General features: G+C 72.8%; 8 protein-coding genes and 1 pseudogene. 4 read left to right on the top strand and 5 right to left on the bottom strand.

The genetic code is table 11. The annotated features are described in order from the left end of the window. Positions 1–5: 5 nt before the first annotated feature. From ACIO3O_RS10580 to ACIO3O_RS10560, 5 genes and pseudogenes are all read right to left on the bottom strand, one after another. Entirely contained in the window at positions 6–1,469 is a 1,464-nt protein-coding gene (locus ACIO3O_RS10580; RefSeq protein ID WP_401744305.1) for a DUF6177 family protein, read from the bottom strand. 146 nt (positions 1,470–1,615) lie between these two features. Next, positions 1,616–5,596, bottom strand: coding sequence for a type VII secretion protein EccCb (gene eccCb / locus ACIO3O_RS10575; protein WP_401744303.1), 3,981 nt, complete (start codon positions 5,594–5,596; stop codon positions 1,616–1,618). A gap of 84 nt (positions 5,597–5,680) precedes the next feature. Beyond that, positions 5,681–6,925, bottom strand: coding sequence for a MinD/ParA family protein (locus tag ACIO3O_RS10570; protein WP_401744301.1), 1,245 nt, complete (start codon positions 6,923–6,925; stop codon positions 5,681–5,683). Positions 6,926–7,002: 77 nt separating this feature from the next. After that, positions 7,003–8,330 (bottom strand): annotated as a pseudogene (gene eccD, locus ACIO3O_RS10565) (type VII secretion integral membrane protein EccD). 11 nt (positions 8,331–8,341) lie between these two features. Then, on the bottom strand, positions 8,342–8,599 hold the full coding sequence (locus ACIO3O_RS10560; protein WP_189823195.1) for a hypothetical protein: 258 nt from the start codon (positions 8,597–8,599) through the stop codon (positions 8,342–8,344). A 339-nt stretch (positions 8,600–8,938) separates the two neighbouring features. Between ACIO3O_RS10560 and ACIO3O_RS10555 the strand changes: the two genes are divergently transcribed. The 4 genes from ACIO3O_RS10555 (at position 8,939) to ACIO3O_RS10540 (ending at position 12,976) form a co-directional block, all read left to right on the top strand. Further along, entirely contained in the window at positions 8,939–9,271 is a 333-nt protein-coding gene (locus ACIO3O_RS10555; protein WP_401744299.1) for a hypothetical protein, read from the top strand. Between the two features lie 31 nt (positions 9,272–9,302). Beyond that, positions 9,303–9,614, top strand: coding sequence for a pore-forming ESAT-6 family protein (locus ACIO3O_RS10550; protein ID WP_401744297.1), 312 nt, complete (start codon positions 9,303–9,305; stop codon positions 9,612–9,614). A gap of 138 nt (positions 9,615–9,752) precedes the next feature. After that, entirely contained in the window at positions 9,753–10,166 is a 414-nt protein-coding gene (locus tag ACIO3O_RS10545; RefSeq protein WP_401744296.1) for a DUF6507 family protein, read from the top strand. Continuing rightward, positions 10,163–12,976 (top strand): hypothetical protein, encoded by a 2,814-nt coding sequence (locus ACIO3O_RS10540; protein WP_401744295.1) that lies wholly within the window; start codon positions 10,163–10,165, stop codon positions 12,974–12,976. Before ACIO3O_RS10545 ends, ACIO3O_RS10540 begins: the two co-directional genes overlap by 4 nt. Positions 12,977–12,987 lie beyond the last annotated feature (11 nt).

Here is a 12,987-nt window from a genome sequence, read left to right as displayed (position 1 = left end):
CAGGGTTACTCGCCCTTGAGGTGGGTCAGTAGCCGGGCGAGGTCCTGCCAGTCGGACAGGTCGGCGGGGTCGCCCCGGAAGGGGTAGTAGAGGCCGGGGCGGGTCGCCGGTCCCAGGGTGAGGGGGGTGGTGGCGAGCGGTGTGCGGCGGGCTCGGTCGCCGGGCATCGCGCGGACCTCGTCGGGGCCGACGGCGAAGCCGGCCGGGGCGCCGGGCGGCTCGAAGCGGGGGCGGACGGCCAGGTCGCGGGGGGCCTTGCGGATCTGGGCCAGCAGCGAGACCAGGTGGTGGCGGGTGGCCAGGGTCTCGGCGGCAGTGGGCAGGGCGCCCAGCGGCGGGTGCTCGTCGGCGCCGTAGCCGAAGGTGACCGTCATGTCCTGCTCGACGCCCGCGGTGGTGCGGTGGACGCGCAGCGTGGCCAGGGCGGGCCGGTCGGGAGCGCCGGTCACCACGAACCAGGTCGGCTCGGGCGCCCGGCTGCGAGCCAGGTCCGTCAACTGCCGCAGCGACCAGGGAGAGTTGGCGGGTTCCGCGGTTCCCCAGCCCGCCGGGGGCCGGCCGGTGAGTGCGTGGAAGACCGCCTCCAGAGGACCGCCGAGGACGAGCCGGTCGTCGGCGGGGTGGACCGTCCGGAAGGAGAGTGTGAGCTGTCGTTCGCCGGTTTCGGCGACCTGCCGGAAGGCGTTCGCGACGGGGGCCGACCCTGCGGTCCCGGGGGCCTCGTGCGTGTCCTGCGGGGCCTCGGGCCCCTCCACGCCGGGCACCGGCCGGAACATGCCCTTCCGCCAGCTCAGTACCGCCCCGGTCAGCCCGTCGTAGTACCCGCACTCCTCGTCCTGGACCACCCAGCGCGACGGTGCGCGGCTCACCGAAGGGCGGACCGTCGGGGAGAGGGCGGTGCCCGGCGGGGTGACGATCTGCAGACCGAGCCCCTGGGCGGCGGTGGCGGTCAGGGCGCCGGAGAGCCACGCGGTCATGGCGATCACCGGGCGGTCCTGGATGACCACGGCCACCTGATCGGTCAGCACGTCCACGGCGGGCTGCGCGTCGGCAGGAGCCAGCGCCGGTCCCGAGTCCGCGTTCGAGGCCCCGTCGGGTTCGACCACGTCGAGGGAGCGGGCGGCCTCCGGGGGCCACACGCTGCCCCGGTTGAGGGCGGCGATGCGCGAGGCGAAGGTTCCGGCGAGGTCCTCAGCCTCCGGGACCCCGGTGGTGGCGCGGGCCTCCGTCCACCAGAACGGCACCGGCGGCGCGTCGGCGCCCAGCAGCCGTTCCGCCTCGCCCTCGACCTGGATGAGCAGGGGCGCCTCGACGGACAGGAGGGGCCGGCCCCGCTCGTCGCAGAGCTGGACGACGGCCCCGTCCGCACGGGGCCGCACCTCTCGGTCCGGGCCGCCGGAGAGCAGCCCCGCGAGCACGCTCCAGGGGTCGGGCATCTTCGGGGTGAGGGCGACGACGTCCGTGGTCATGGGGGCGAAGTTCCTTGTCGTGCGGGTGCGGGGGTGTGCGAGTACGGGTGCGGGTGCGGGCAGGAGTGGCGGCTGCCGGTGTACGGGGCGGCGGGGGCGTACACCGGCAGCCGCCCCGTACACCCGCTCACCCACCCGTCACCCGCTCACCCGCCCGTCCACACCGTCTGGATCAGCCGCTGCGGCTCTCCCCGCCGCACCAGCACCCCGCGCCCCGCCGGCTGCTGCGACGCGTACACGCCGGAGAACAGCTGGCCCTCGGCGCGGTCGCCGGACATCACCAGGGCGGCGGCGCCGCTCTCGCGCAGGCTCTGCACCACCGGTTCGTACAGGCCCCGGGAGGCGCCCGCGACCCGGCGGGTCAGGACGAAGTGCAGGCCGATGTCGGCTGCGGAGGGCAGGTAGGGGAGGAAGGGGGCCAACGGCTGCTGGCCGGCCGTGGTGAGGATGTCGTAGTCGTCCACGAGGACGACGATGCGCGGGCCCGAGCCCCAACTGCCCGGCTCCGTCTCCTCGTCGCCGGCCGCATCGTCGGGCATCCGCTTGGCGAGCTCGGTGGCGATGCCGGCGGACAGGGCTGTGCAGAGCTTGGTGTTGTACGCGTAGCCGCCCCGGTACTCCTCCGGGATCGCCCCGCGCAGCGAGCGCCGCGGGTCCATCACGGCGAACACCAGGTCGTCCTCGCCGTGCCGCTCGATCAGCCCCTGGGCGACGGCGCGCAGCAGGTTGGTCTTGCCGCACTCGCTGTCGCCCATGACCAGCAGGTGCTGGTCGCGGCCGAACAGGTCCAGGTGCACGGGCGAGAGCGAGCTCTGGTCCAGGGCGAACGGCACCCGCCGCGGCTCGGCGGCCGGCCCCGGCAGCAGCTGCGGCTCCAGCAGGTGCGGCAACACCCTCACCGGACGGGCGACTTCACCCGGCCAGGTGGCCCGCAGGGTGTGCGCGGTGCGTTCCAGTACGGCGCCCAGCCCGGCGGTGTCGGCGACGGCGTCCGCGCGGGGCAGGGCGGTCTGGGCGAAGAGCTTGCCGTCGGTGAGGACGCGGCCCGGCTCCTCGGGGGAGAGGGTCTCGGCGAGCTTGCGGTCGACGCTCGACTCGGAGGGGTCGTTGAGCCGCAGCTCCAGACGGGTGCCGAAGGTCGACTGGGTGGCGATCCGCACGTCGTTCCAGCGCAGCATTCCGGCCACCACGTGGATGCCGTACCCGCTGCCCCGCTTGAGGAGGTCGGTGACCGCATCGTCGAGCGCCTCGAAGTCGTCGCGCAGCGCGCCGAAGCCGTCGATGAGCAGCACCACGTCGGTGCAGGGCAGCTCCGGGTGGCGGCCGGCCGCGCGCAGGTCGCGCAACTGCTCCACGGAGTCGATGCCGTGCTCCCGGAAGAGCTCCTCGCGCTCGGCCAGCATGGTGCGGACCTCCTCGACCGTGCGGGCGGCCCGCTCGCGGTCGGCGCGGCCCGCGATGCCGCCGACGTGCGGCAGCCCGCCCAGCGCCGTCAGCCCGCCGCCGACCAGGTCGAGGCCGTAGACGCCGACCTCCTGCGGGGTGTGCGTCAGCGCCAGGGACAGGGCCAGGGTGCGCAGCCAGGTGGTCTTGCCGGACTGGGGGCCGCCGATGAGCGCGGCATGGCCGCCCGCGACGGTCAGGTCCACGTACCACGGGCCCTGCCACTGCCTGGCCGGGTCGTCCAGCAGCCCCATCGGGACCCGGAGCGGTCCGCGGCGCTGCGCGAGCCGGGTGCCGTCGGCGCCGGTTTCGAGCGGGCCCGCGATCGTGTCGAGGGCGACCGCCTCGGGCAGCGGGGGCAGCCAGATACGTCGTACCGGAGCGGCGGCGCCCGTCAACTGGCCGACCATCACCGCCAGTTCGGTGGGACCGCTCTCCCGGCGGCGCGCCGGGGGCTCCTGCGGCGTGGCGTCCGAGCCGGCGCCGGGCCCGTCGAGCGTGTTGAAGGCCCCGTACCCCAGCGCGAGCGGCCCCGTCTCCTCGCTCTCCCGCAGCACCGGGCCCCGGTAGGCGCCCGAGACGTAACCCGCCTTGAAGCGTTCGTACGCCGAGGTGTCGACCTTGAGGTAGCCGAATCCGGGCAGCGGCGGCAGGTGGAAGGCGTCGGTGGTGTCCAGTACGGTGCGCGACTCCTCCGCGGAGAAGGTGCGCAGGCCCAGGCGGTAGGAGAGGTAGGTGTCCAGGCCCTTGAGCCTGCCGCCCTCGATGCGCTGGCTGGAGAGCAGCAGATGGACGCCGATGGAGCGGCCGATCCGCCCGATGGAGAGGAAGAGGTCGATGAAGTCCGGCTTGGCGGTGAGGAGTTCGCCGAACTCGTCGATCACCACGAACAGGTGCGGCAGCGGATCGAGGTCCGGGCGCCCGCCCGCGCGCAGCGCCGCGTAGTCACCGATGTCGGCGACGTTGCCCGCGTCCTTGAGGACCTGCTGACGGCGCTTGACCTCGCCGGCGAGCGAGGCGTGCACCCGCTCGACCAGGCCGGCCTGGTTCTCCAGGTTGGTGATCACCCCGGCCACGTGCGGGAGTTCGGCGAACGGGGCGAAGGTGGCACCGCCCTTGTAGTCGATCAGGACCAGCGCCAGGTCCTCCGGCGGATGCGTGGCGGCCAGCGCGAGCACCAGGGTGCGCAGCAGCTCCGACTTGCCGGAGCCGGTGGCACCCACGCACAGCCCGTGCGGGCCCATGCCCAGCTCGGAGGACTCCTTCAGGTCGAGCAGCACCGGCTCGTGGGAGTCGCCGACGCCGATGGGCACCCGCAGGAAGGCGCGCTCGCCACGCGGCGCCCACAGCCGGTCCAGGTCCAGGTCGGCCACGTCGTCGACGCCCAGCAGTCCGGCGAAGTCCACCGGGCCCGACAGCGGGGCGTCCGCCAGGGACTCGGCGGACAGCCGCAGCGGGGCGAGCATCCGGGCCAGGCCCTCGGCGGCGGGCAGGGGCATCTCGTCGGCGGTGCCGTGCGCGAGGACCGGCTCCGGGCCGCGCAGGTCCTCGATGCTCACCCGGTCGCCGTCCACGGTGATCCGTACCGACACCTGTCCCGGCTCCTGGACCCGCTCCGCGAGCAGATGCAGCACGCTCACGCCCATCTCGCGCAGGCCCACCGCCTCGTCCGGGCGCGGCAGTTCGACGGCGTCCTCGCCGTACCCGTCGCACACCACCAGCATCCGCGGGCTCATCGCCAGGGCGTCCTTGCCGGACAGCCCCCGGCGCACCTCGGCCGCGTAGGAGGCACGGCGGCGCAGCCAGTGGGCGGTCAGCCGGGCCAGCCGCTGCGGGGAGGACGCGATCCGGCGGGCGGCCACCGGGCCGTCCCAGCTCTCCGCGTCCAGTACGTGCGGCAGCCACTTGACCCACTCCCAGTCCGCCACCCGCTCGTCGGGCACCGCGAGTGCGAGCGCCACGTCGTCGGGCGCGTGGGTGACGGCGGTCTGCACGAGCAGGGTGCGCACCACGCGCAGACAGTCCTCGCGCGGGCCGATCACGCTGACGTTCCCGGCCCGGTCCAGCGGGGCGGTGAGCGGGAGTTCGGTGCCGGAGGAGAAGCGGGCCATCAGCGCCGAGGCCTCGTTCAGCATGAAACGGTCGGGCGGGGTGAGCACCGAGGACCCCTGCTCGGTCAGCGTGAGGTCCCGTACCGGCATCTCCCCGGTGCCCAGGCGCACCTGGAGGAAGTCGCTGTCGACCCGGCGCCGCTCCCACAGCCGGGCCGGATCGCGCAGGAGGTCGTAGAGGGCGTCCGGCGGCGGGTTCAGCACCCGGGCCCGCTCCCGGCGCTCGCGCTCCTCGCCCGCCAGCTCCTCGCGGAGGTCCTCCAGGTACTCCAGGTACGCCTCGCGCTGGGTGCGCCGGGTGCGCTGGGCCTTGCCCTTCTGCGAGAAGACCAGGGCGACCGAGCCGATCACGGTGACCACCAGGATCAGGGCGCCTATCGCCGCGAACTGGCTGTTGCGCAGCACCGTCATCATCACCACGGACGACATCACGCCCGCCACCGGCAGCAGTGAGGTGGCGATGTTGCCCATCTTGCCCTCGGGCAGGTTGGGCGGGGCCTCGATGCTGCGGGAGGGGGCCGCGACGGGCGGGCGGGTGGTTCTGGCGGGGCGGTGGATCAGGCGGGTGGTCATCGTGGTCCGGTCCTGGTCGTCGTCGTCATCGTCGGTGCCGGGGGCGGTCCGGCCGTGGTCGTCGAAGGGCGGTCCGGTCCCGGCTCAGCGCCGGCTCCGGGAGAGCCGCAGGACGTCGGCGGCGATGCGGGTGGCGGCCTCGCGGGTGGAGCGGGCGAGCAGCTCGGTGCGGATCGCGCCGCCGCCCGCCAGGTGCCGGTCGTGGGGCAGAAGACGGACCTGCACGCCGAGCTGCTCCAGTTCCCCGGCGGCCCGGCCGGTGTCGACGCCGGAGCGCGGGGTCTGCTCGGTGAGGACGACGACGGTGCCCGCCACCACGTGCGGGGGCAGCGTCGCCATCCACTGGAGCACCGCGTGGGTACTGGCCACGCCTTCGAGGGTGGCGGGCACCACCACGACGCGCGCCTGGGCGGCGGAGAGCGCGGTACGGGCCACCTCGGCGGGCAGCGTCTCGCAGTCCACCACCGTGACCCCGAAGTAGCGGCGCAGCGAGACCATGATCTTCTCGTACGCCGGTGTGTCCAGCATCGCCCCGACCTGGCCCCGGCTGCCCGGCAGCAGCCAGGCGTTGTCCGGCAGCTGCACCAGGTAACCCGTCACGTCCAGCAGCGACATCTGCGGCTGCACGATCCGCGCCATGTCCCCGGCGGTCCAGCGCAGCGACTCCACCCCGAGCCGCAACGGCAGCGTGCCGAGCGCCGGATCGGCCTCCAGGAGCAGCACCGGGTCCTGCCGGTAGTGCGCGTACGCCTTGCCCAGCAGCGCCGCGACGGTGGTCTTGCCCGCGCCGCCCCGGATCGAGGTCACCATGATCTGCCGCCCGGTGATCACCGGCTGCTGCAACTCCTGTGCCGTCCGCCCGGCCGCCGCGACCTCGGCCGCCGCCGAGGACGCCACGGTCCGCCGCACCGCTCGCAGGGCCCGCCCGAACAGGGGCTCACCGCGCTGCGGCTTGCGCCCGGCGGCGGCCAGCGCCCGGTCCACGGCGGGCCGGGACTCGGGGGTCGGGGGGTGCGGCTGGGGTACGAAACGGGTGGCCTGGTTCTGGGCGTGCGCCAGGGGGCTCTGGGCGGGGACGTCCCGGGGCGGAGGGCCGAGCGGTCCGGGCCCTCGGGCGGGCTCGCGGTCCTGGGCCGAGGGATCCCGCGCGGGCTCGTCGTCCCGCGTCCCGGCCGCCCGCGCGCCCGCCGGGGGAGTGGCGGGGTGCGCGTGCGGGTGGTCCCGGGGAGCCGGTCCCGGTGTTTCGCGCGGGCCGGGCGGGGCCTCGTCCGTACGCGTACCTCTCAGGTCGCGCAGCACATCGCCCTGCCAGTTGGTGCCGTTCGGCATGTCCGTCCCTCTCCCCGCTGCCGCTGGTGTTCTGCCGCCACTGTGACGTCGTACGAAACCGGCCCCGACGAGGCCGGTCAGAACCTGTCGAGCAACTGCCCGTAGATCCCGAAGGCGCCGACGGCCAGCGGGAAGAGCGCCACCACCCCGATCGACTCGACCAGGTCCGCGACCCTGCGCAGCCGCACCCGTACGTGCTCCGGCGGCTGCACCGTCAGTACGAGCAGCGGCAGCACCGTGCCCGCGCACAGGACCAGCAGCGGAGCGAAGCCCTGCGTGTGCCGCATCCAGAGCATCACCAGCCGCACGGCCAGCACCCCGGCGGCGACGAAGAGCACCACCACCTCCGCGACCAGCGGGAAGGCGCGGGCCCTGGAGAGCAGCACCACGGTGGTGCACACCGCCAGAAGCACCGTCCAGTACGTCGGCGTGGCCAGCGTGAGCAGCCAGCCGGCCCCGGCGGCCGAACACGCCAGCACCACGGTCGCCAGCGCCAGACCCCGGTGGGTGGCGGCCAGCGCACCGGCCACCTGGTGACGGCTGACCGAACTGCCCGCCGAGCGCCGGTCGTCCAGACCGGTCAGCCCCGAACCCATCAGCGCCAGCCGCGGCAGCATCCCGAGCAGCACCACCGACAGCACGGCCATGACCGCGCCCGTCTTCGCCGGATCGTCCTGCACGGCGGCCACAGCCTGCCAGAGGCCGGTCAGCGCCGCGGCCGCCCCCGCCCCGACGAGCCCGCCCCGGCCCAGCGGGGAGAACATCCCGAGCAGCAACAGCACCACGACCAGCGCGGAGGCGACCGCCGCGAGCCGGGCCGGGGCGCCCCAGGCGTACGCGTCCGCCGCCGTCCAGGCCGCCAGTACCCCGAGTACCCCGGAGGTGACGAGCAGCGCGGTCACCAGCCCCTTGCCGCCCCTGCCCGTCCGGCCGACTACCGCACCCACCACCGCGAACACCACTGCCACGCCGACCAGCACCCGGGCCACCTGGCCGGGGTCGAACTCGCCCCGGGCGAGCAGTGCCGTGATCACCGCGAAGACGACCGTGGCCACCCCCGCACTGAACCGCCGCGCCGCGGGCCGCCACCGCCAGGCCCGCAGATCCAGGTCGTCGGCGACCTCGTCGGTGACGTCGTGCACGATCGGCGCCGGCGGCGCGGCATGCGCACGCACCAGCCGCAGCACCGCCCCGTCGGAGATCCGGGCCGAGGCCAGGGTGCTGTCGGAGGGCAGCACCCCGCCGTCGGAGGTGACCAGCTGCCGGGTCATCGGCCGGGAGGCGGCCCGGTCGTCGAGCAGCTGGAGGATGTCGGGCAGCAGCTGGCCGATCGGAGTGTCGGAGGGCAGGACGGTGTCCGCCCGCCCACCAGGGTCACCCGGCTCAGCTGCGCGCGGGAGGTCATTGCCGTGTTCGTCACCTGAACTGCCGCTCCTGCCGCTGCTGTTGCTTCTGCTGCTCGGCCTTCTGCTGGGCGAGGGTGTGCTGAAGGAAGGACCAGCCGATGCAGCCCGCGCAGAGCACGGCCGCGACGGCGATCCCGGCGAACACCTTGCCGAGCCGCTCGTCGGCACTGCGCCGGGCGCGCTGCGCACCGAAGAGCAGGGCGTCCCGCAGCCGGCGCCGGCGTACCGACACGGACTCCAGCAGCTGACTGTCGTAATCCCTGGCCATGCAGCTGCTCCGCCCCGTCGCAGAATCCCTTCACTTCGCCTCTGCAACATAAGTCATCCGTGAGGACGCCGTACAACGCGGGTGCGGTGGACCGCGCAAGACCGTATGCAGTCAGGACGTTTCACCTCACTTCGGCCTCCCGGAACCTTTACGTAGCATCCACAATCCCGTGGTATTGGGCATCAACTTCCGTTCTGCAAGCGGTCGGTACGAGCTTGCACGGGCGGCGACGGCATGCGAGCGTGATCGCCGGTGATGGTGGTGCGAGAGGCGCATGGGGTACGTGGGTCCTGAGTGCCACCGGTGATGAAGAGCAGCGAGTGCACGGGGGTTGGCCGGATGAAGTTCGACATGGGATCGACGGTTCTCTCGGGTCTGACGACCCAGTCGCAGGGGTCCAGCCGTGATCTCGGCGGCCTGATCCAGCAGTTGATCGCCGCCGCGGAACCGCTGGAGGGCAGGTTCAACGGCGCGGGCAAGGCCGCCTTCGACCGGTTCAAGGCCGACTCGGACGAGATCACGGCAGCGCTCAACAGCGCGCTCTCCTCGATCCTGGGCGGCCAGGCCGGCATGGACGGAGCCTTCACCGCGGGCGAGGGCGAGCACGCGGACAACGCGAGCTCCACCATGGCCGCCGCCAACTTCGACGCCGCCCGCTTCGGCGGCCGCTGACCGACGCACCGACGGGGAGAAGAGACTCAGCATGGCCGGCAACGCAGACCGCAACAGTTACGACACCACCGCGTCCTCCGACACGCAGCTCAACATCCAGGCGGTCATCGGCCGCCTGGAACAGGTCATCAGCGACCGCGACCGGCAGGTGAAGGCGGCGATGTCCGACTTCCAGGCCGACGGCGTCTCGGACGAGTACCACGGCAAGGAACTGCGCTGGAACCGCGCTTCCAACGAGGTCCGCTCCATCATCCGGCTGCTGAAGTCGACGCTGGAGAAGAACGACGGCACCGCCCAGCAGACCCTCTCCAGGGCCAAGACGGCCGTCGACAACATCGGCTGACGCCATCGGCTGGGCCACCACGGGAGGGCCGCAGCCACGGCCACCGCCTTCGCTGCCGCCGCGCGGAGAGTGCGGCGCGCATCAACGTATCGGCAGATCGGGCGGCGGGAATCCGCTGCCACAGGGGGTTGTGGGGCAATGACGGCGTGGGACATCAAGCCCTCGGGCGTGCGGACGGTGCTGGAGAACACCCGTAAGGCCGCCGAGTCGATGGGCAAGACGAGCGTGGCGATCGGTACGGCGATGGAAGAGGCGGGCCAGGCCGCCGGGACCGTGCGGGAGGACGCGCTCCCGGGCGAGAAGGCCGCCCCGGGGCAGCAGGCCGCAAGCGGTCTGGTGGCGTCAGCCCTGAACGAGTTCATGGCCAAACGCCAGAAGGACTTCTTCTACCTGGCACTGCGCTCCCAGGACTCCATCGCCGGCGCGCTCCAGGCCACCCAGGCGTACAACCACGGGCAGTTGCAGATGGCCGCGACCAAGCAGCGCGAGGCGTTCGACGACCCGGACGTGCAGGCCGCACTGGACAAGGCCAGGAAGGACGCCGCCAAGTGAGCGACTCCACTCCCGTCTCCGCGTCCGGCATCCCGCAGTTCACCGGAAACCTGGCCACCCTGGAACGCCAGGTCACCGCCCTGCGCAAGGACGGCACGCAGCTGGCCGCCCAGGGCAAGAGCACGCACACCGCCTTCCAGGGGCTGTCCGCCTACTACCAGGCCCCCGAGGCGGACCGGCTGTTCGCCACCACCGCGCCGGTCTCCACCACCGCCCACGACATCGGCACCGACCTGGGCACCGTCGCCGACGCCCTGGACACGTACGCCACAGAGGTACGGCCGCTGGCCAAGCGTCTGGCCGAGCTCAAGGCCGACGCCCAGGCGTTCGCGAATGCGGCGGCGGCCGACGACACCTGGCGCGAGGACGGCGACAAGGTCGAGGAGAACAACGACCGGCGCGACGAGATCGCCCGCACCCTCGAAGCGTTCTGGACCGCCGAGATCGAGTGTCACTCCAAGATCGTCAACCTGGTCGGCGGCGAGACGTACAAGCTCAACGACGGCTCCAAGAGCGACCATCTGTACGGTTTCCGGGCCGATGACCTCAAGGGCGCCAAGGGGCTTCCCTGGGGCGACCCGGTCGTCGAGTCCGTCCGCTGGTACCAGTCCTACGAGTACGTGGCGGACTTCGCCACCGGTGTCGTCGTCGACGGCGTCTGGGGCACCATCAAGGGCCTGGGCACCCTGGTCGGCGTGGACGGCTGGGACAAGGCGGGGGAGGCCTGGACCGGCCTGGCCAAGCTCGCCACCGGTATCTCCATGCTCGTGGTGCCGGGCGGCGCGATCGTCCCGGCCCTGGTCGGCGGCGACAAGACCCGCAAGTGGCTGAGCGACTCGCAGACCGCGCTGAAGGAGACCGGCAAGGCCCTGGTCGCCTGGGACCAGTGGGGCTCGAACCCGGGACGCGCGGCGGGCGCGGTCACCTTCAACGTGGTCACCACGGTCTTCACCGGCGGCGTGGGTGCGGGCGTGAGCGGGGCGGGCAAGGCGGGCGCGGTCGCCAAGGCCCTCTCCGTCGCGGGCAAGGCCGGCCGCATCATCGACCCCGCCACGTACGTCTTCAAGGCGGGGGTCTACGGCGGCACCAAGATCCGCGACCTCTTCGCGGGCTTCAAGGGCCTGGGCCGCGCCGACGCCGCCCTTCCGCCGGGCGTCATCGAACTCCCCGAAGGCGCCCTCCGCAACGCCGACGGCACGGTCACCCTCCCCGCCGACGCGACACCTCCTCCGGGCGCCGTCGAACAGCCCAACGGCACGTACGCCCTCACGGACGACGCGGTCCCCGCCGGCTCCATCAAGGCCACCGACGGATCCGACGCCTACCTGACCCCCAAGGGCGACGTCGTCAACGGCAAGGGCGAGGTCCTCTCCGAGGCCAAGAACGCCCCCGTCGACGTCGTCGACAACGCGGCGGCGCGCACGGACACCCCGGCCGCGACGTCCCGCACGGAGCCGACCGGCGACACGGCGCGCGCGGAGGCCCCGGAGGCGCGCGCGGAGGTGCCCGACCCCGAGCGCGTACTGGTCTCGGTCGGCGCGGACACGACGCGCGCCGTCCCCGAGGGCAGTGGGCAGCTCGGCGACACGGCGCGTACGGGCGGCAACGTGCCCGACCACTCGCCCCGCATGGGGCATGACGGCACCGGCGGCGCGGGAGGCACGGGAAGTACCTCTCCGGGCGACACCCTTATCAGGGGAGGTGCCCGCGATCTCCCGGGCAACGGCGCCGGCGACCTGCCCCGTGGCGGGTCCACCGGCCCCGACGCTCCCGGCGGGCCGCACGGCGACGGCCCGGGCAGCGGTGGTTCCGGCGGCTGGAACGCGGACGATCTGGGGCGCGCGGACGACGCCGCACCGGAGGGCGCCGCATCGGACGGTGCTGCGGACCTGCCCCGGAACGGCGAGAACCGGGCGGACGACGGCGCCGCGACGGGGGACCGCAGCGGCACCGCGGAGCGAAGGCTGACTCCGGCCGAGCTCAAGGCGCTTCAGGACAAGCACGTGTGGCTGGCCAACAACGATCCGGCGTGGCGGCGGGCGCACTATCACACGGACGGTCACCGGGTGTCCAGGCAGGCGAAGGTGGACGGAGTCCATCTCCCCATCCTGCGGAAGCTGGACGATGGAACCTTCGTGGCCAAGTCCGAGATTCCGCACGGACCCACCGAATTCAAGTACGACCGGAAGCCGCTCGCGCCGAGCACCGCCGATGCCCGCCACCTCCCCAAGCTCCATGAGCTCGCGAAGGGGCGGCGGTTGAGCCTCGAACTCACCAATGCCGAGCTTGCCCTCAAGTCGGAGAATCCGCCGGCGACGGCGCACAGTGATCTCGTGTCCGCGCGCGAGGATTACGTCGAGCATTTCAAGGACACTCCGAACAACAGTCAGCACGCCGAAAGGCTGGGTGAGGGAGCGGCCAGGCTCCATGCCATTCCCACATTGTTCAAGGATGCGGAATGGATTGACCTCCCCAAGACGGCCAACGGTGCCGATGCCCTGGACGCGCTGTACAAACTGAAATCCGACGGAAGTTATCTGGTCGTTGAGGAGAAGGGGCCGGCCGCGACGCTGAATCCTCCTCGTCACGGTGCTGGTCCGGCGGCTGGCATGATGGTGCAACAGGGCACCCATCCCTACCTCCAGACGATCTTCCAGAAGATGTGGGACCGGGGCGGCGCGGAAAGGCTCCTGGCGGATGACCTCTTTGACGCACTGGAGAACAAAAAGGTGAAGTACGTCCTGGTCACGGCCAGGGAAAAGAACGGATCGTACGATGGTGCCGTGCTGGACCATCTCAAGATCTACTAGGGGAGACAGTC

Source organism: Streptomyces sp. NPDC087440 (assembly GCF_044744005.1).
GTDB lineage: Bacteria > Actinomycetota > Actinomycetes > Streptomycetales > Streptomycetaceae > Streptomyces.
This window is presented reverse-complemented; position numbering and strand designations above follow the sequence as displayed.

Bases quoted from the DNA above. Each gene is read 5' to 3' on its own strand.
- ACIO3O_RS10580 (WP_401744305.1), bottom strand. From the start codon at position 1,469: ATGACCACGGACGTCGTCGCCCTCACCCCGAAGATGCCCGACCCCTGG.
- eccCb (WP_401744303.1), bottom strand. From the start codon at position 5,596: ATGACCACCCGCCTGATCCACCGCCCCGCCAGAACCACCCGCCCGCCC.
- ACIO3O_RS10570 (WP_401744301.1), bottom strand. From the start codon at position 6,925: ATGCCGAACGGCACCAACTGGCAGGGCGATGTGCTGCGCGACCTGAGA.
- ACIO3O_RS10560 (WP_189823195.1), bottom strand. From the start codon at position 8,599: ATGGCCAGGGATTACGACAGTCAGCTGCTGGAGTCCGTGTCGGTACGC.
- ACIO3O_RS10555 (WP_401744299.1), top strand. From the start codon at position 8,939: ATGAAGTTCGACATGGGATCGACGGTTCTCTCGGGTCTGACGACCCAG.
- ACIO3O_RS10550 (WP_401744297.1), top strand. From the start codon at position 9,303: ATGGCCGGCAACGCAGACCGCAACAGTTACGACACCACCGCGTCCTCC.
- ACIO3O_RS10545 (WP_401744296.1), top strand. From the start codon at position 9,753: ATGACGGCGTGGGACATCAAGCCCTCGGGCGTGCGGACGGTGCTGGAG.